Source organism: Pseudomonas sp. BYT-1 (assembly GCF_023611805.1).
Classification (GTDB): domain Bacteria; phylum Pseudomonadota; class Gammaproteobacteria; order Pseudomonadales; family Pseudomonadaceae; genus Aquipseudomonas; species Aquipseudomonas guariconensis.
This window is the reverse complement of sequence record NZ_CP072559.1, coordinates 319643-337262: the sequence shown is the minus strand read 5'-3', so window position 1 is coordinate 337262 and position 17620 is coordinate 319643. Positions and strand designations below refer to the sequence as shown.

General features: G+C 64.5%; 16 protein-coding genes. 11 read left to right on the top strand and 5 right to left on the bottom strand.

Annotated elements, in window-relative coordinates; all coding sequences use genetic code 11:
- Positions 1-3 precede the first annotated feature (3 nt).
- Complete coding sequence (locus J5X93_RS01580; RefSeq protein WP_043208646.1) at positions 4-669, bottom strand: TetR/AcrR family transcriptional regulator; 666 nt, start codon at positions 667-669, stop codon at positions 4-6.
- Between the two features lie 237 nt (positions 670-906).
- On the opposite strand from J5X93_RS01580, the gene J5X93_RS01575 reads away from it, so the two are divergent.
- The 5 genes from J5X93_RS01575 to J5X93_RS01555 all read left to right on the top strand — a co-directional run bounded on the left by J5X93_RS01575 (position 907) and on the right by J5X93_RS01555 (position 5403).
- Positions 907-2337: a coniferyl aldehyde dehydrogenase gene (locus J5X93_RS01575; protein ID WP_090343393.1), complete on the top strand. Its 1431-nt coding sequence runs from the start codon at positions 907-909 to the stop codon at positions 2335-2337.
- 13 nt (positions 2338-2350) lie between these two features.
- A complete protein-coding gene (locus tag J5X93_RS01570) occupies positions 2351-2836 on the top strand; it encodes a twin-arginine translocation pathway signal protein (protein ID WP_070571732.1) in 486 nt (161 codons plus the stop codon).
- A 15-nt stretch (positions 2837-2851) separates the two neighbouring features.
- A complete protein-coding gene (locus J5X93_RS01565) occupies positions 2852-4450 on the top strand; it encodes a GMC family oxidoreductase (RefSeq protein ID WP_090343396.1) in 1599 nt (532 codons plus the stop codon).
- Positions 4451-4562: 112 nt separating this feature from the next.
- The gene (gene coaD, locus J5X93_RS01560; protein WP_043208653.1) at positions 4563-5042 is read left to right on the top strand and encodes a pantetheine-phosphate adenylyltransferase; all 480 of its coding nucleotides are present in this window, start codon (positions 4563-4565) and stop codon (positions 5040-5042) included.
- 109 nt (positions 5043-5151) lie between these two features.
- Positions 5152-5403: a YfhL family 4Fe-4S dicluster ferredoxin gene (locus J5X93_RS01555; protein ID WP_043208655.1), complete on the top strand. Its 252-nt coding sequence runs from the start codon at positions 5152-5154 to the stop codon at positions 5401-5403.
- Between the two features lie 133 nt (positions 5404-5536).
- Here J5X93_RS01555 and mutM read toward each other — a convergent pair whose 3' ends face one another.
- Positions 5537-6349 carry a bifunctional DNA-formamidopyrimidine glycosylase/DNA-(apurinic or apyrimidinic site) lyase gene (mutM, locus tag J5X93_RS01550; protein WP_090343398.1) on the bottom strand — a complete coding sequence of 271 codons (813 nt, stop codon included), beginning with the start codon at positions 6347-6349 and terminating at the stop codon, positions 5537-5539.
- 6 nt (positions 6350-6355) lie between these two features.
- Positions 6356-7168: an HDOD domain-containing protein gene (locus J5X93_RS01545; protein WP_178113791.1), complete on the bottom strand. Its 813-nt coding sequence runs from the start codon at positions 7166-7168 to the stop codon at positions 6356-6358.
- Between the two features lie 193 nt (positions 7169-7361).
- On the opposite strand from J5X93_RS01545, the gene J5X93_RS01540 reads away from it, so the two are divergent.
- The 3 genes from J5X93_RS01540 (at position 7362) to ilvD (ending at position 11412) form a co-directional block, all read left to right on the top strand.
- Complete coding sequence (locus tag J5X93_RS01540) at positions 7362-7898, top strand: type 1 glutamine amidotransferase domain-containing protein (RefSeq protein ID WP_043208659.1); 537 nt, start codon at positions 7362-7364, stop codon at positions 7896-7898.
- A 172-nt stretch (positions 7899-8070) separates the two neighbouring features.
- Positions 8071-9267 carry a class I SAM-dependent rRNA methyltransferase gene (locus J5X93_RS01535; protein ID WP_043208660.1) on the top strand — a complete coding sequence of 399 codons (1197 nt, stop codon included), beginning with the start codon at positions 8071-8073 and terminating at the stop codon, positions 9265-9267.
- Positions 9268-9570: 303 nt separating this feature from the next.
- On the top strand, positions 9571-11412 hold the full coding sequence (gene ilvD, locus J5X93_RS01530) for a dihydroxy-acid dehydratase (RefSeq protein WP_043208662.1): 1842 nt from the start codon (positions 9571-9573) through the stop codon (positions 11410-11412).
- A 90-nt stretch (positions 11413-11502) separates the two neighbouring features.
- On the opposite strand, the gene J5X93_RS01525 is transcribed toward ilvD, so the two are convergent.
- Entirely contained in the window at positions 11503-12558 is a 1056-nt protein-coding gene (locus J5X93_RS01525) for an HAD family hydrolase (protein WP_043208665.1), read from the bottom strand.
- A 245-nt stretch (positions 12559-12803) separates the two neighbouring features.
- Between J5X93_RS01525 and J5X93_RS01520 the strand changes: the two genes are divergently transcribed.
- Positions 12804-14195, top strand: coding sequence for an L-cystine transporter (locus J5X93_RS01520; protein WP_043208668.1), 1392 nt, complete (start codon positions 12804-12806; stop codon positions 14193-14195).
- Positions 14196-14297: 102 nt separating this feature from the next.
- Here the strand turns inward: J5X93_RS01520 and J5X93_RS01515 are convergent, their stop codons facing one another.
- Positions 14298-14813: a dihydrofolate reductase gene (locus J5X93_RS01515; RefSeq protein ID WP_250034313.1), complete on the bottom strand. Its 516-nt coding sequence runs from the start codon at positions 14811-14813 to the stop codon at positions 14298-14300.
- A 53-nt stretch (positions 14814-14866) separates the two neighbouring features.
- Here J5X93_RS01515 and J5X93_RS01510 point away from each other — a divergent pair, with 53 nt between their 5' ends.
- The gene (locus J5X93_RS01510) at positions 14867-16258 is read left to right on the top strand and encodes a DUF2868 domain-containing protein (RefSeq protein WP_090343403.1); all 1392 of its coding nucleotides are present in this window, start codon (positions 14867-14869) and stop codon (positions 16256-16258) included.
- Positions 16251-17615, top strand: coding sequence for a GTPase/DUF3482 domain-containing protein (locus J5X93_RS01505; RefSeq protein ID WP_250034311.1), 1365 nt, complete (start codon positions 16251-16253; stop codon positions 17613-17615). The genes J5X93_RS01510 and J5X93_RS01505 overlap by 8 nt, the downstream gene beginning before the upstream one ends.
- Positions 17616-17620: the final 5 nt, after the last annotated feature.

Sequence of the window (17620 nt, the reverse complement as noted above, 5' to 3'; positions counted from 1 at the left end):
GGGTCACTGCTCCAGGGCCTGGTTGAACGGAACGTGGAACTCCTCGCAGAGGGCATCCACGGCGGCACGCGCGCTGGCAGTGACGAAGCCCAGTTCGAGCACCAGCACCTGGTAGACACCACGCTTGAAGGCTTCTTCTCCCAGATGCGCGGAATGTTCGCGTGTAGTACTGAGAAAACGTACCCAGGATGTCAGCACGATCCAGGCATTGATGGTCAACGATTCGACCTGCGCGGCATCCATCGCAAGAATGCCAGCATCGACGAAGCCCCGGTAGATCGCCTGGCCCTGCTGCAGGCAACGCTGGGAAAAACGGCGGTAACGGGCAGCCAGTTCCGGGTCGCTGTCGAGCAGGTGCTCGAGGTCCCGGTGCAGGAATCGGTAGTTCCACATGGCCGCCAGCAAGGCCTTGAGGTAGAAACGTTTGTCCTCGACCGTGGCGACACGCCCCTGTGGCGGACGCAGGAAGCTGTCTACCAGCTCTTCGTATTGGTTGAAGAGCACGGCGATGATCGCCTGCTTGTTGGGGAAGTGGTAGTAGAGGTTGCCGGGCGAAATTTCCATGTGCGCGGCGATGTGGTTGGTGCTGACGCTACGTTCGCCCTGTTGATTGAACAGCTCCAGGCTGTTCTGCACGATGCGCTCGCGAGTCTTCATGCGCGGGGCCATGCTCAGCTCCAGGTTCGTTGATGGTTCATCTTACGGCGTATCGACCAGGCAATGCACAGTGCTGCGGGCGCGGGGGTCCGTGGGAACGGGTTTACCTGCGAAAAGTCCGGCAGGGTGGACGGCAGGCAGACGAGTCCGCGCTGTCGGTAAATTTTCAAGACGGCACACCTTAATTGAATGTCCAGGCAACGGATTAGAGTATATGCTCTAGCCACCGAGCACCCCAGCGGAGCAGCCATGACCTCGCCGATCACTCAGCTTCCAGTGCATTCCGACCTCGACCTGCCCGCGTTGTTCGATGCCCAGCGCCAAGCCTTCGCAAACAATCCCATGCCGCCGGCGGCCCAACGTCGGCAATGGCTCCGGAGCCTGCGCGAAGCGCTGCTGCAAAACCAGCAATCGCTGATCGAGGCGATCGACCGAGACTTCGATGGCCGCAGCGCCGACGAAACCCTGCTCGCCGAGCTGATGCCGTCGATCCAAGGCCTGCGTCATGCCGAGCGTCACCTGCAACGCTGGATGAAACCTTCGCGACGCACGGTCGGCCTGGCCTTCCAACCGGCCAGCGCCCAGGTGCTTTATCAACCGCTGGGCGTGGTCGGGGTCATCGTGCCGTGGAACTACCCCTTGTTACTGGCGATCGGGCCGTTGACCTGCGCCTTGGCCGCCGGCAACCGGGTGATGCTCAAGCTCAGCGAGGCCTCACCGGCCAGCGGGAAGGCTCTCAAGACCCTGCTCGAGCGCGTGTTCCCGGCGGACTTGGTCAGCGTCGTGCTCGGCGAGGTCGAAGTCGGCCAGGCCTTCGCGCGCCTGCCTTTCGACCACCTGCTGTTCACCGGGTCCACCAGCGTGGGTCGACAAGTCATGCTGGCTGCCGCCACCAACCTCACCCCGGTGACCCTGGAACTGGGCGGCAAGTCGCCGGCCATCGTCTGCGCCAGTGTGCCGCTGGAAACCGCCGCCGAGCGCATCGCTTTCGGCAAAGGTCTCAATGCCGGCCAGACCTGCGTCGCCCCTGACTATGTGCTGGTTCCTCGCGAGCGCCTCGACGCCTTCGCCGAAGCCTACCAACGCGCCATGCGCCGTCTGTACCCGCGCATCGCCGACAACCCCGACTACAGCGCCATCATCAACACCCGGCAACTGCAACGCCTGGAGCGGCTGCTCACCGATGCCCGCGACAAGGGCGCCCGGGTGCTCGACCTGTATGCCGACGAGCCCCGCCAGGGTCGTCGCCTGCCCCCTCACGTGCTGATGGCGGTGAATGACGACATGCAGGTGATGCAGGACGAGATCTTCGGCCCCTTGCTGCCCCTGGTGCCATACGACAACCTCGATCAGGCCCTGGCCTACATCAACCAGCGCCCGAGGCCCCTGGCGCTGTACTACTTCGGCTACGACCGCGCCGAGCAGGCCCACGTGCTGCGCAACACCCATTCCGGCGGCGTGTGCCTGAACGACACGCTCTTGCATGTGGCCCAAGATGATCTTCCCTTTGGCGGCGTCGGCCCCTCGGGCATGGGCCACTACCATGGTCATGAAGGCTTCCTGACCTTCAGCAAGGCCAAGGCGGTGTTGGCCAAGCAACGCCTCAACACCGCCCGGCTGATCTACCCTCCTTATGGCAAAGCCTTGCAGCGTCTGATTTTCAAGCTGTTCATCCGTTGAGCGAGGGGATGCCATGCACCGCCGAGACCTGCTTCGGTTCAGCCTGGGTGCCAGCGTTTTCTTGAGCACTGCCAGCCTGGTCGGCTGTGCGCCGCAGACATCCGCTGCAGGTTTCTCGGTGCTACGCGAAGACGACTTGCCGATGCTGGCTGCGGTGATTCCGGTGGTGCTCGCCGGCACTCAGGCCAGCGACGCACTGGTACTGCACAGCCTGGATCACAAGCTGGCAGCGCTCTCGCCTGAAATGCTCAAACTCACCCGCCAGTTGTTCGACGTGCTCAGCCTGCCGCTGACCCGTGGACCATTGACGGGCATCTGGGGCAGTTGGGAAAACGCCAGCAGCGCCCAGGTGAACACCTTCCTGCGACGCTGGCGCGACAGTTCGCTGGACATGCTGCGCATGGGCCACGCCTCGCTGCTGCAACTGCTGCTCATGGCCTGGTACGAACGCCCCGAGGCCTGGGCGGCCTGCGGCTATCCCGGCCCACCGAAGATCTGACTAAGAGGCTTGCCCATGCCTGTCGCCGACCCGTTTCGCCAAGGCCTCGCCCGAGGCTGGATCACCTACGATGGTTCGCGTCTGGACCAGGACCTGACGCTGGAGGCCGACATCGCCGTGATTGGCAGTGGTGCTGGCGGCGCCACCAGCGCAGAGCTGCTCAGCGCCGCAGGCTTCAAGGTGCTGTTGATCGAGGAAGGCCCGCTCAAGACCAGCAGCGATTTCCACCTGCAGGAAAACGAGGCCTACGCCCAGTTGTACCAGGAAGGGCTCGGGCGCATGAGCAAGGATGGCGCCATCACCATCCTCCAAGGGCGCGCCGTGGGCGGTACCACCTTGGTCAACTGGACCTCCAGTTTCCGCACCCCTGAGCAAACCCTCGAGCACTGGGCCCGGGAGCACGGCGTCAAAGGGCTCGCCAGCGAAGACCTGCGCCCTTGGTTCGAGCGTATCGAGCAACGCCTGGGCATCAGCCCCTGGGCCCTGCCGCCTAACCCCAACAACGACGTGCTGCGCCGGGGCTGCGAAGTGCTCGGCTACCGCTGGGCAGTGATTCCGCGCAATGTGCGCGGCTGCTGGAATTTGGGCTACTGCGGCATGGGTTGCCCGGTCAACGCCAAGCAATCGATGCTGGTGACCAGCATTCCCACCACCCTCGACAACCACGGCGAGCTGCTCTATCTGGCCCGTGCGCAGCGATTCGAACATGACGGCAGGCGCATCACCCAACTGCTGTGCCAGGCCCTGGACCGCCGGGCCGTGGAGCCGACCGGGTACCAGGTACGGATCCGCGCACGGCATTATGTACTGGCTGGCGGCGGCATCAACAGCCCAGCCCTGCTGCTGCGCTCCGAGGCGCCCGACCCGCACCGACGGCTGGGCAAGCGCACCTTCCTGCACCTGGTCAATTTCAGCGCGGCCTTGTTCGATGAGCGCATCGATCCGTTCTATGGCGCGCCTCAGTCCATCTACAGCGACCAATTCCAGTGGCGCGACGGCGTCGATGGGCCGATCGGCTTCAAACTCGAAGTGCCCCCGCTGCATCCGGCGCTGGCAAGCACGCTGCTGGGCGCCCATGGCCAAGAAAGCGCCCGGCGCATGGCCGCGTTGCCACATACCCATGTCATGCTGGCGTTGCTGCGCGATGGTTTCCACCCCGAGAGCCAGGGCGGCCAGGTGGAGCTGCGCGGCGACGGCTCGCCGGTGCTCGATTATCCCATCACCGACTACTTGCGCGATGGCCTGCGCCGGGCCTACTTGAGCATGGCGCGCATCCAGTTCGCCGCCGGCGCTACCCAAGTGATACCGGTGCACAGCGATGCCCGCTACACCACAGACCTGCCCCAGGCGCAGGCGTTGATCGACGAATTGCGCCTGGAGCCGTTTCGCACGCGCCTGGGCAGTGCCCACGTAATGGGCGGCTGCGCCCTTGGCGAGGATCCACGCCAGGCGGTGTGCGACAGCCTGGGGCGGCACCACCAGTTGGAGAACCTGTCGATCCACGACGGCTCGCTGTTCCCCACCAGTATTGGCGCCAACCCGCAACTGTCGGTCTACGCCCTCGCCGCCCGGCTCAGCGACGCCCTGGCCACCCGCCTGGCACGGGGCGCATGACAACGAACGGCCTGGCTGTCTATAGTGCCCTCATTCGGCCGTGCGACTTGGCCGGGCAGCAGTCGCTGCGCTACCATCCGACTCCCCAACGCACTCCAGCCAGGATGACGCGATGAACCGAGTGTTGTACCCGGGTACTTTCGACCCCATTACCAAAGGCCACGGCGATCTGGTCGAGCGCGCCTCGCGTCTGTTCGATCACGTGATCATCGCAGTCGCCGCCAGCCCGAAGAAAAACCCGCTGTTCCCGCTGGAGCAACGCGTGGAGCTGGCCCGTGAGGTCACCAAGCACCTGCCCAATGTCGAGGTCATCGGTTTCTCGAGCCTGCTGGCGCATTTCGCCAAGGAGCAAGGTGCCAATGTCTTCCTGCGCGGCCTGCGTGCAGTCTCGGACTTCGAGTACGAGTTCCAGCTGGCCAACATGAACCGGCAACTGGCGCCGGACGTCGAAAGCCTGTTCCTGACGCCGTCGGAGCGCTACTCGTTCATTTCCTCGACCCTGGTCCGGGAAATCGCCGCCCTGGGTGGCGACATCAGCAAATTCGTCCACCCGGTGGTCGCCGAGGCGCTGACCCTACGCTTCAAGAAGTGACACCCACCGCCTGATCATCGCGCCAGCGTGCACTGCGGGCGCGAATGCGGCACAATTGTGCCCACTGGTTTGATACATGCCCGGGCCAATAGCCCCGGCCGGAGCCCCCATGTCCCTGATCATCACCGACGATTGCATCAACTGCGACGTCTGCGAACCCGAGTGCCCGAACGCCGCTATCTCCCAAGGCGAAGAGATCTATGTGATCGACCCGAACCTGTGCACCCAGTGCGTAGGTCATTACGACGAGCCGCAGTGCCAGCAGGTCTGCCCGGTCGACTGCATCCCTCTGGATGAAGCTCACCCGGAGACCCACGACGAGCTGATGGAAAAGTACAAGCGGATCACCGGCAAGGCTTGAAGCGCTCGGCAAGGGTTTCGCACTTCTTCGCGGGTGAACCCGCACCCACAGATTCTGCGGTGCTCTTAAGACCACCAGTAACCTGTGGCGACGGGTTCACCCGCGAAGGCCCATGAGGCGATCCCAATCATGATCAGCGCTGGCAGCGCGGGCAGTAAACGCTGGCCCGCTGCCCCAGCTTCACTTCCCTGAGCGTCGTGCCGCAGACCTTGCATGGCTGTTCCCCGCGCCCATACACGAACAACTCCTGCTGGAAGTATCCCGGCTGCCCGTCGCCTCCGATGAAGTCGCGCAGTGTCGTGCCGCCCTGCTCGATCGCCGCTGCCAGCACCCGCTTGATCTCGATCGCCAGCCTCACATAACGCGCCCGAGAGACGCCGCCGGCCTCGCGCCGCGGGTCGATGCCGGCCGCGAACAGCGCCTCGGTAGCGTAGATGTTACCCACCCCCACCACCACGGCGTTATCCATGATGAACGGCTTGATCGCCATGCTCCGCCCGCGGGATAACTGGAACAACCGCTCGCCATCGAACAGGTCGGTCAGCGGCTCCGGCCCCAGACGCATGAGCAACTCATGATTGAACGGGTCCAGGCTCCAAAGCATCGCGCCGAAACGACGCGGGTCGGTGTAGCGCAGGGCTAGCCCCGATTCCAGTTCGATGTCTACGTGCTCGTGCTTGCCCACCGGCAAGCCCTGCTCCACCAGGCGCAGGTTGCCCGACATGCCCAGGTGGCTGATCAAGGTGCCGACCTCGGCATTGATCAACAGGTATTTGGCGCGCCGCTCAACGGTGAGGATGCGCTGCCCGGAAAGACGCACATCCAGATCCTCAGGGATCGGCCAGCGCAGGCGCCGGTCACGCACCACCACGCGGCTGACCCGCTGACCTTCCAGGTAAGGCGCGATACCGCGCCGGGTAGTCTCGACTTCAGGTAGTTCCGGCATGGTCTTTCAGTGTCCGCCCAATTCGCGAATGGTTTGCTTGAGGTGCTCGAAGTCGTACTCCGACAGGCCGATGTAGTCGAGCACCAAGGGCCCGACCACCTGCCACTCATGGTCTTCGGCCTGGTTGCCCAGTACCCGGTAAGAGGCGCAGATGTGCTCGGCCATCTTCAACACCGCGAGCAGGTTCTTCAGTCGAGTATCGCCCGAAGCGTCGTCGCGAAACACTGCCAGGGCATTGTGATGATTGGCGATGGCCGCCGTGATGTGCTCCGGCAGGCGCCAGGACTTGGCGGTGTAGTAACCCACCACCGAATGGTTGGTGTTGAACATGCGGTTTTCGGTGTCCACCACCCGCGTCTGCTCGCTGGCCTGGGCATAGGCGGTTTCCAGCACGCTCATGTAGTCGGGGAAGCGCTTGAGCATCAGCGGCACGCCGCAATCATGGAACAAGCCCAGGGTATAGGCCTCGTCCACGGCCGGGATGTCGGTGTGCCTGGCCAGGGTCAGGCAGGTCATGGCCACGTCCTGGGCGGTGTCCCAGAAGCGATTGAGCGTGACGATGGTTTCATCGCTCATCTCGCCCTTTATCGACAAGGCGTTGATCAGGTTGATGATCGAACCGCTGCCCAACAGCGCCACGGCGCGCTGGATCGAACCGACCTTGTCGGCCAGCCCGAAGTGCGGGGAATTCACCAGTTTGAGCAACGCCCCCGAGAGCCCCGGATCCTGGGCGATCAGCCGGCAGATGGTGTCCAGGTCCGGGTCTGGCATGTACTGCTCGAACTGCAGATCGACCATGATCTGCGGTTGCGGCGCGATGCTGATTCCTTGCAGGACCTGCTGGATCTGTTCGGGACTGAGTTCCTGGGACATGGTGCACACATACATTGAGGACGGCGAATTCTACCGTCCTCCGCCCGGCAGGGCACCCACCACTGGCGCACTGCGCCGGAACTTTCCCCCACGCCACTGGCCTGCACTCTCAAGACCCACCCTCAAAGGAGAACCTCCCATGAGTGCAATACTGAACGGCAAGCGCGTGGCTTTCTTGGTCACCGATGGCTTCGAGCAGGTGGAATTGACCGGCCCACGCGAGGCCCTGGAACGCAACGGCGCGGTGGTCGATATCCTGAGCGACAAGGAAGGCACGGTGCGCGGCTGGAACCATGACAAGCCCGCTGATGAGTTCGCCGTGGACGCCACCTTCGAAGGCGCCAGCCTGGACCTGTACGACGCCCTGGTGCTGCCAGGCGGTGTGCAGAACTCCGATACCATCCGGATCATCCCGGCTGCCCAGAAGCTGGTGAAAAGCCATGATTCGGCCCGCAGGCCGCTCGCCGTGATCTGCCATGGCGCCTGGCTGCTGGTCTCTTGTGGCCTGGCCAAGGGGCGCCGGTTGACCAGTTACAAGACCCTGCAGGACGACATCCGCAACGCTGGCGGCGAGTGGGTCGACGAAGAAGTGGTGGTCGATGGCAACCTGATCACCAGCCGCAAGCCCGACGACATTCCGGCATTCAGCGAACAGCTGGTCAAGGCGCTGGCCTGAGACGCGGGCAACCCCGTACCCACAGGCTAAGCGGTGTCGCTGGGCACCACTGAACCCTGTGGGAGGGGTTGACCCGAAAAAGCGCTTGTCCGGGCAGCGGAAAACCGACGGGGCAACGCTCAGCGCATGGCCAACACGCTATAATCCCGCTCTTTTTTCCCGGAGCGACGTCATGTCCCTGCCCAGCCTTCGCCTCAAAGCCAATGCCGACCGCCGCCTGCGCGCCGGCCACCTGTGGGTCTACAGCAATGAAGTCGATGTTGCCGCAACCCCGCTGCAAGGCCTGAAGGCCGGTCAGCAGGCCATCCTCGAAGCCGCCAATGGCAAGCCCTTGGGCGTGGTGGCCATGAGCCCGAACAACCTCATCTGCGCACGCCTGCTGTCCCGTGACGCCAAGCTGCCCCTGGACAAGTCGCTGCTGGTTCACCGCCTCAATGTGGCCCTTTCCCTGCGCGAGCGTCTGTTCGACCAGCCCTGCTACCGCCTGGTCTACGGCGATTCCGACCTGCTGCCGGGCCTGGTGGTGGACCGCTTCTACGACATGCTGGTGGTCCAACTGGCCTCGGCCACCATGGAGGCACACAAGGACGATGTGATCGCCGCCTTGGTGCAGGTGCTCAAGCCCAGCGGCATCCTGTTCAAGAACGACTCCGCCGCCCGTGATGCCGAAGGTCTGGAACGTTATGTCGAGACGGTCTACGGGGAAGTCCCGGACTGGGTCCCGCTACAGGAGAACGGCGTGAAGTTCGAAGCGCCTGTGCGTGATGGCCAGAAGACCGGCTGGTTCTACGACCACCGCATGAACCGCGCGCGCCTGGCCCCCTACGTCAAGGGCAAGCGTGTACTGGACCTGTTCAGCTACATCGGTGGCTGGGGCGTGCAGGCCGGTGTGTTCGGCGCCAGCGAAGTGTTCTGCGTCGATGCCTCGGGCTTCGCCCTCGACGGCGTCGAGCGCAACGCAGCGCTCAACGGTATCAGCGAGAAGCTGACCTGCATCGAAGGCGACGTGTTCGAGGCCCTGCGCGAGCTCAAGGCCGCCGAGGAACGCTTCGACGTGATCATTGCCGACCCACCCGCCTTCATCAAACGCAAGAAGGACCTGAAAAACGGCGAGGCTGCCTATCGTCGCCTGAACGAGCAAGCCATGCGCATGCTCACCAAGGATGGCATCCTGGTCAGCGCCTCCTGCTCGATGCACCTGCCCGAGGACGACCTGCACAACATCCTGCTGACCAGCGCCCGCCACCTGGACCGCAACCTGCAGTTGCTCGAGCGCGGCGGCCAAGGCCCAGACCACCCCGTGCACCCAGCGATCCCCGAGACCCGCTACATCAAGAGCATCACCTGCCGCCTGCTGCCCAACAGCTGACCGTTGCAAGCTGCAAGAGGGTAGCCTCACCGCACCCGTCTTGCAGCTTGTAGTTCCAAGCTCGTAGCTCCAAGCTCAAAACGTACCACCTGTACCTGAACCATTCCCTCGCCGCGCCAGCGGTGTAGAATCGGCCTATTCATCGCCAGACATCCCCGGCGGGTTTATGAGCTCTGGTCGAGCACACGGCGATCCCGTGACGCTTTCGGCCTCATCCGTGCCAGCGGCAACCGGCCTTCGGCGCAAAGGAAAGACAAGCTCACTCCCCATTTTGTGACCTGATTAAGCCGCCAGGAGTGCTTCATGCCTGATTATCGTTCCAAGACTTCCACCCAGGGCCGCAACATGGCCGGCGCTCGTGCCCTGTGGCGCGCCACCGGGATGAAGGACGAAGACTTCAAGAAACCGATCATCGCCATCGCCAACTCGTTCACCCAGTTCGTCCCAGGCCACGTGCACCTGAAGGACCTGGGCCAGCTGGTCGCCCGCGAAATCGAACGCGCCGGAGGCGTGGCCAAGGAATTCAACACCATCGCGGTCGACGACGGCATCGCCATGGGCCATGACGGCATGCTGTACTCCCTGCCGAGCCGCGAGATCATCGCCGACGCCGTGGAATACATGGTCAATGCCCACTGCGCCGACGCCATCGTGTGCATCTCCAACTGCGACAAGATCACCCCCGGCATGCTGATGGCCGCCCTGCGCCTGAACATCCCGGTGATCTTCGTCTCCGGTGGCCCGATGGAAGCCGGCAAGACCAAGCTGGCCAGCCACGGCCTGGACCTGGTCGACGCCATGGTCATCGCCGCCGACTCCAGCGCCAGCGACGAGAAAGTCGCCGAGTACGAGCGTAGCGCCTGCCCGACCTGCGGTTCGTGCTCCGGCATGTTCACCGCCAACTCGATGAACTGCCTGACCGAAGCCCTGGGCCTCGCCCTGCCGGGCAACGGCTCCACCCTGGCCACCCACGCCGACCGCGAACAGCTGTTCCTGACCGCTGGCCGCACCATCGTCGAGCTGTGCAAACGCTACTACGGCGAGAACGACACGTCCGTCCTGCCGCGCAGCATCGCCAGCTTCAAGGCGTTCGAGAACGCCATGACCCTGGACATCGCCATGGGCGGCTCGACCAACACCATCCTGCACCTGCTGGCCGCCGCCCAGGAAGCGGAGGTGGACTTCGACCTGCGCGACATCGATCGCCTGTCGCGTAAAGTCCCGCAACTGTGCAAGGTGGCGCCGAACATCCAGAAGTACCACATGGAAGACGTGCACCGCGCCGGCGGCATCATCAGCATCCTCGGCGAACTGGCCCGCGGCGGCCTGCTGCACACCGACCTGCCGACCGTGCACAGCCGCAGCATGGAAGAAGCCATCGCCAAGTGGGACATCACCCAAACCGATGACGAAGCGGTACACACCTTCTTCAAGGCAGGCCCTGCCGGCATCCCGACCCAGACCGCCTTCAGCCAATCGACCCGTTGGGAGACCCTGGACGCCGACCGCGCCGAAGGCTGCATCCGCAGCGTCGAGCACGCCTACTCCCAGGAAGGTGGCCTGGCGGTGCTGTACGGCAACATCGCCCTGGACGGCTGCGTGGTGAAGACCGCCGGTGTCGATGACTCGATCCTGGTGTTCGAAGGCAACGCGAAGATTTTCGAAAGCCAGGACAGCGCCGTGCGCGGCATCCTGGCCGACGAAGTGAAGGCCGGCGACGTGGTGATCATTCGCTACGAAGGCCCCAAAGGCGGTCCGGGCATGCAGGAGATGCTGTACCCGACTTCGTACCTCAAGTCCAAGGGCCTGGGCAAAGCGTGCGCCCTGCTCACCGACGGCCGCTTCTCTGGCGGCACCTCGGGCCTGTCGATCGGCCACGCCTCGCCGGAAGCCGCTGCAGGCGGCGCCATCGGCCTGGTGCGCGACGGCGACAAGATCCTCATCGACATCCCTAACCGCACCATCAACCTGTTGGTCAGCGACGAGGAACTGGCGCACCGTCGCATCGAGCAGGACAAGAAAGGCTGGAAGCCTGCCGAAGCCCGCCCACGCAAGGTGACCACCGCCTTGAAGGCCTACGCCCTGCTGGCCACCAGCGCCGATAAAGGCGCTGTGCGCAACAAGGCGATGCTCGAAGGGCTTTAAGGCCTGAAGGCATAAAAAAACCGGCGCCCCGTGCGCCGGTTTTTTTGTGGGAGCGGGTTTAACCGCGAATCCAATCAAGCAACACAGGAGCTACTGAATCTGCTCCGGCGTCACGATCACCCAGTTCTTGTCCGCCGTCACCGGCAGCCCTTCCTTGGCCTGGGCCGCTGCGTTCTTGGCGATCATCCCGTTCATCTGGTCCATGTACTTGGCCTTGCGGTTGACCCATAGATGGATGCCGCCCTTGTTCACATCGACGCTGTGAAACTGCATGTAGCCATCGCTGGTGGGGGTGTCGCCGCCGACCAGCACAGGCTTTTTCCATTCGTCGATGTAGGTGAGGATGGCGGCCTGTTTACCTGCCATCCAGGTGGCCGGAGTCCACAGGTAGGGCGTCAGTTCCAGCTCCTGATTGGCCTTGGCGTCGTAGTTGCCTTCGCTGATCTGCTTGCGAGGCGTGGTCAACTGCCCGGTGGTGCGGTTCTTGAGCAACAGACTGACGCCAATCACGTTTTGCGGTTTGACGTTGTAGCCGTACTTGGGGTCCGAGGCGACCATGCGCACCAAGTCCTCGGACGCTGCGGAGATCACGTACACGTCGATCCCGTTTTCCATCAGCTTGTTGTACAGCTCTGTCTGCCCGGTGAAGACCTTCGGCGGCTGCACCTCCATCTGCTTGACCTGGTCGCCGTCGTAATAGGTGGTCGGGATCGGCTTGCCGGAGGCCATCAGCTCATCGACTTGCACCTTCAGTTCCTTGAGGGTGAAGCCTGAAAACACCTGGGCCACCCAGGGATAGCAGACCATGTCGTCGATTTCGCAGAGGCGGTAGTAGTAACTGAACAGGCTCTCCTTGTGATCAGCGGTGTCCTTGAACGGGATCAGCTTCAGGGAGGGGTCGAGCTTGTCGCGGGTGATCAGCCCTTTGTTTTCCATGAACGGCAGCAGGGACTCTTCCAGGTCGAAGCGGTAACTGGTGTTGTCCATGTCGAACACCGCGTAGTTACCTTTGTTGGCATTGGCGGCGATCATGCTGTCCAACTGCTTGGCGGCCTCTGCGGGCCAGTGCTTGAGCTCGGTGGCCCAGGTCTCGACGCTCAGCAGCAGGGCCAGGCCCGCCGCGAGTACTTTCGGAGCAGACTTCATTGCAAGTTCTCCTGAACAGTGGACCTGCAACGCTAGACAAACCCCCGCCACTACAAGGGCCCGACAGCGACGTCGAACCTTCTCCACGCGCCACGTGATGTTCCAAGTGCGACGCCTTTATATTCCAGAAACGACTAAGCACATTCGATTTGGGTATAAATTCGTTTGTTTTCAGGCTGTTAGCATTTGCGTTCGCAATCGCTCAATCAGAGGCGATGCCTCTTGTGCTTTACCCTGGAGCTTCAATGAACCTGCCGTTGTCACTCAACCTGCTGGCCTTCGTGGTCTTGTTACTGGGCCTTTCGCAAACCCGCCGTACCGACTGGAGCCTGGCCCGGAAAGTCCTGCTCGGCCTGGTGCTGGGCGTATCGTTCGGTCTGGTGCTGCACACGCTCTATGGCGCGGGCCATCCGGTGCTCAAGGCGACGATCGCCTGGCTCGACCTGGTCGGCAACGGTTACGTGGGCCTGTTGCAGATGATCGTGATGCCGCTGATCTTCGCCTCGATCCTCAGCGCGGTGGCTCGCCTGCACAATGCATCGTCCCTGGGCCGGATCAGCGTGCTGAGCATCGGCATCCTGTTGCTGACCACCGCGATCGCGGCGCTGATCGGCATCACCCTGACCAACCTCTTCGGCCTGAGCGCCGACGGCCTGGTGGCCGGCGCCCAGGAAACCGCGCGGCTGCAAACCATCCACAGCGACTACGCGGGCAAGGTCGCCGACCTCAACATCCCGCAGTTGCTGCTGTCGTTCATCCCCACCAACCCGGTGGGTGACCTGGCGCGGGCCAAGCCGACCTCGATCATCAGCGTGGTCATCTTCGCTGTGTTCCTGGGCCTGGCTGCCTTGCAACTGATCAAGGACGACGCCGACAAGGGCAACCGCGCCTTGGCGGCCATCGATACCCTGCAGGCCTGGGTGATGCGCCTGGTGCGCCTGGTGATGAAGCTCACTCCCTACGGCGTGCTGGCGCTGATGGCCAAGGTGGTCGCCAGCTCCAACCTCGAGGACATCCTCAAGCTGGGCAGCTTCGTGGTGGTGTCGTACCTGGGCCTGGGCCTGATGTTCGTGGTGCATGGCGTGATCCTGGCCGCGACCGGCGTCAGCCCGCTGCGCTTTCTGCGCAAGGTCTGGCCCGTGCTCACCTTCGCCTTCACCAGCCGCTCGAGCGCAGCGAGCATCCCGCTGAACATCGAAGCGCAGACCCGGCGCCTGGGCGTTCCGCCGTCCATCGCCAGCTTCAGCGCCTCGTTCGGCGCCACCATCGGCCAGAACGGCTGTGCCGGCCTGTACCCGGCCATGCTGGCGGTGATGGTCGCGCCTGCGGTGGGCATCGATACCTTCGACCCACTGTGGATCGCCACCTTGGTGGCCATCGTCACCCTCAGCTCGGCAGGTGTAGCCGGTGTGGGCGGCGGCGCGACCTTCGCTGCGCTGATCGTGCTGCCCGCCATGGGCCTGCCGGTGGAGCTGGTGGCGTTGCTGATTTCCGTGGAGCCGCTGATCGACATGGGTCGCACTGCATTGAACGTGAACGGCTCCATGACGGCAGGCGTAGTCACCAGCCAGTTGCTCAAGCAGACCGACCAGCAGGTGCTGGCCGATGATGCCCATGCCGAACTGAGCCATTCCTAGCTCCGTGGCGACTGCTTCGCGGAAATCCGCGCCCACAGGGTTGGTGGTGATCCTTGGGGGGCGGGTTCACCCGCGAAGGGCTGCAAAGCAGCCCCGGTAGTTTCAAACCTTGTCCCACACCTCGAAGTGATACGCAGGCTTGCCTTCCTCGGCCTGCGGCTCACTCGACACCAAGCGCCAGTGAGCCTTGTCGAACTCAGGGAACCACGCATCCCCCTCCGGCGATAGCTCCACCCGGGTCAGGTACATGCGGCTGACCAAGCCCTTCTCCAGCGCTTGCCCGTACAACTGCGCCCCGCCGATCAACATAAGCTCGCCGACGCCCTGTTCCCGCGCCCACTGCTCGGCCCGTACCCGAGCAGCCTCCAGCGAGGGAAACACCTCGGCGCCCTGCAATTGCAGGCCCGGTTGGCGGCTGACCACGATGTTCAGGCGCCCCGGCAAAGGGCGGCCCAGCGAATCCCAGGTCTTGCGCCCCATGATGATGGGCTTGCCCAGGGTGTTGGCCTTGAAGTACTTGAAGTCCCCCGGCAGGTGCCAGGGCATGGTGTTGTCGATGCCGATCACACGGTTCTCGGCGAGTGCCGCGATCAGGCTGAGGGGGAGTGATGTATTCATGGTGGCGAGGATAGCACCCGACGCCTGGGTTATGCTTTGCCCTGACTTGTGCAATGGAAGAGCTCGTGACTGCACCCACCCTATTCGACAAACGCTGGCTCACCGAAGCGGTGCGCCTGCGCGAGGAACAGGCCGGCCCCCTGGAGGATCAGGAAGCCAACCGCCGCGCCCGCCAACAAGGTGGCGACCTGGCGGCGCGCATCGAAACGCGCGCGCTGTGGCTGGCCGAACGCGATGGTATGACCCACGCCCTGCGCCATTGGAAACAGGGCGCGCGCCTGGCCCTGCTGGCCCTGATGGTACTGGCCGTTCTCAGCGGCGCCGGCCTGGGGCTGGCGGCCCTGGGCGACGGGCAGCGCCCGGTGAATGTGTTCTGGGCCCTGGGCAGCCTGCTGGGGCTGAACCTGCTGATGCTGCTGGGATGGGCCGCCGGGCTGTTGCTGGCCGGCGAGCACGACACAGGCCTTGGCCGTCTGTGGCTATGGCTCAGCGAACGCCTGGCCCGCGATGCGCAGGCCGCGCACCTGGCCCCCGCCTTGCTGGTGATGCTACAACGCCAACGGCTCAACCGCTGGCTGCTCGGCGCGCTGGTGCATGGCCTGTGGCTGCTGGCAATGGTCGCCGCAGTGGGCATGCTTCTGGCGTTGCTGGCCACCCGGCGCTACGGCTTCGTCTGGGAAACCACCCTGCTCGCCGCAGAACCGTTCATCCATCTGACCCAGACCCTCGGCGCTCTGCCTTCGTTACTGGGCTTCGCGGTGCCCGATGAAGCCCTGATCCGCGCCAGCGGCGACACCCTGCCCGCGCTCGACCTGGCACGCCAGGCCTGGGCCAGCTGGTTGCTTGGCGTGGTGCTGGTGTACGGCTTGCTGCCGCGCCTGTTGCTCGCCCTGCTCTGCCTGTGGCACTGGCATCAGGGTCGCGCGCGTTTGAAGCTGGACCTGAACCTGCCCGGCTACAGCCACCTGCGCGATGTGTTGATGCCCAGCAGCGAACGGCTCGGCGTGCAGGACGCCGCGCCTCACGCCCTGCCCGAGTTCCGGGCCGGCCAATTGGGCGTTCAGGATGGCGGCGCCCTGCTGGTCGGCCTGGAGCTGGATGACCAGCGTCCTTGGCCACCCATTCTGCCCAAGACCGTGGCCAACGCGGGCGTGCTGGACAGCCGCGAATCGCGCAACAAGCTGCTGGAGCAACTGAGCCGCTTCCCGCCAGCCCGCCTGGCCATCGCCTGCGACCCCCGTCGCTCGCCTGACCGTGGCAGCCTCGCACTGCTGGCCGAACTGGCACGTAACGCAGGGGCCACACGCATCTGGCTGCTCCAGGCCCTCCCAGGCGAGCCGCTGGACGCCGATCGCCTGGGTGATTGGCATGACGCCCTGGATCGCCTCGGCCTGCCCCACGCCGACACCTCGCCCATGACCTGGTTGGAGCACGGCCATGACTGAGCCCCTGAAGCTGGCCGTGGTCGGCCACACCAACGTCGGCAAGACCTCCCTGCTGCGCACCCTGACCCGTGACGTCAGCTTCGGCGAGGTCTCCCACCGGCCCAGCACCACCCGTCACGTGGAGGGCGCGCGGCTGTCGGTGGACGGCGAGCCGCTGCTGGAGCTGTACGACACGCCCGGCCTGGAAGATGCCATCGCCCTGCTCGATTACTTGGAACGCCTGGAACGCCCCGGCGAACGCCTGGACGGCCCGGCACGGCTGGAGCGGTTTCTCCAGGGCAGCGAGGCGCGCCAGCGTTTCGAACAGGAAGCCAAGGTCCTGCGCCAACTGCTGGCGAGCGATGCCGGGCTCTATGTGATCGATGCCCGCGAGCCGGTGTTGGCCAAGTACCGCGATGAGCTGGAAGTCCTGGCCAGTTGCGGCAAGCCCTTGCTACCCGTGCTCAACTTCGTCGCCAGCCAGCAGCATCGCGAGCCTCAGTGGCGCGAAGCCCTCGCCCGTCTTGGCCTGCACGCCCTGGTGCGCTTCGACAGCGTGGCGCCGCCCGAGGATGGCGAACGGCGCCTGTACGAGAGCCTGGCCCTGCTGCTCGAGGACGCCCGCCCCGCCCTGCAACGCCTGATCAACGACCAGCAAGCCCAGCGCAAGGCACGCCAGCAAAGTGCCAAGCGCTTGATCGCCGAGTTGCTGCTCGACTGCGCCGCCTGCCGACGCAGCGTCGAGGCCGAACCTGCCGCCGAAGCCCAAGCCATCGAAACCCTGCGTCATGAGGTGCGTCAACGCGAGCAACGCTGCGTCGAAGCACTGCTCAAGCTCTATGCCTTCCGTCGCGACGACGCCCATGCCGGTGACCTGCCCTTGCTCGATGGGCGCTGGGGGGATGACCTGTTCAACCCGGAGACTTTGAAGCTGCTCGGCGTGCGCCTGGGCAGCGGCGTGGCGGCCGGGGCTGCCGCCGGGGCTGGCGTGGACCTGCTGGTGGGTGGCCTGACCCTGGGTGCCGCCGCCCTGGCCGGGGCCATTGCCGGTGGCGCACTGCAAACGGCGCGCAACTATGGGTCGCGCCTGATGGGCAAGCTCAAAGGCCAGCGCGAACTGACCGTGGACGACACAGTGCTGCGCCTGCTGGCGCTGCGCCAACAACAGCTGATGGTGGCGCTCGACAGCCGCGGACATGCCGCGCAAGACAGCATCCGCCTAAGCGAGCCGGATGAAAAAGCCTGGCGTGAGGGCAAGCTGCCCGAGGCCCTCAAGCGCGCCCGGGCGCACCCCCAGTGGTCGACGCTCAACCCTGGCGCGCGAGTCAATCAGGCCGAGCGGCAGGAGCAACTCGAAGCCCTGGTGAACGACTTGTAGATCCC

Coding starts and splice junctions, on each gene's coding strand:
- J5X93_RS01580 (WP_043208646.1), bottom strand. CDS start 669: ATGGCCCCGCGCATGAAGACTCGCGAGCGCATCGTGCAGAACAGCCTG.
- J5X93_RS01575 (WP_090343393.1), top strand. CDS start 907: ATGACCTCGCCGATCACTCAGCTTCCAGTGCATTCCGACCTCGACCTG.
- J5X93_RS01570 (WP_070571732.1), top strand. CDS start 2,351: ATGCACCGCCGAGACCTGCTTCGGTTCAGCCTGGGTGCCAGCGTTTTC.
- J5X93_RS01565 (WP_090343396.1), top strand. CDS start 2,852: ATGCCTGTCGCCGACCCGTTTCGCCAAGGCCTCGCCCGAGGCTGGATC.
- coaD (WP_043208653.1), top strand. CDS start 4,563: ATGAACCGAGTGTTGTACCCGGGTACTTTCGACCCCATTACCAAAGGC.
- J5X93_RS01555 (WP_043208655.1), top strand. CDS start 5,152: ATGTCCCTGATCATCACCGACGATTGCATCAACTGCGACGTCTGCGAA.
- mutM (WP_090343398.1), bottom strand. CDS start 6,349: ATGCCGGAACTACCTGAAGTCGAGACTACCCGGCGCGGTATCGCGCCT.
- J5X93_RS01540 (WP_043208659.1), top strand. CDS start 7,362: ATGAGTGCAATACTGAACGGCAAGCGCGTGGCTTTCTTGGTCACCGAT.
- J5X93_RS01535 (WP_043208660.1), top strand. CDS start 8,071: ATGTCCCTGCCCAGCCTTCGCCTCAAAGCCAATGCCGACCGCCGCCTG.
- ilvD (WP_043208662.1), top strand. CDS start 9,571: ATGCCTGATTATCGTTCCAAGACTTCCACCCAGGGCCGCAACATGGCC.
- J5X93_RS01525 (WP_043208665.1), bottom strand. CDS start 12,558: ATGAAGTCTGCTCCGAAAGTACTCGCGGCGGGCCTGGCCCTGCTGCTG.
- J5X93_RS01520 (WP_043208668.1), top strand. CDS start 12,804: ATGAACCTGCCGTTGTCACTCAACCTGCTGGCCTTCGTGGTCTTGTTA.
- J5X93_RS01515 (WP_250034313.1), bottom strand. CDS start 14,813: ATGAATACATCACTCCCCCTCAGCCTGATCGCGGCACTCGCCGAGAAC.
- J5X93_RS01510 (WP_090343403.1), top strand. CDS start 14,867: ATGGAAGAGCTCGTGACTGCACCCACCCTATTCGACAAACGCTGGCTC.
- J5X93_RS01505 (WP_250034311.1), top strand. CDS start 16,251: ATGACTGAGCCCCTGAAGCTGGCCGTGGTCGGCCACACCAACGTCGGC.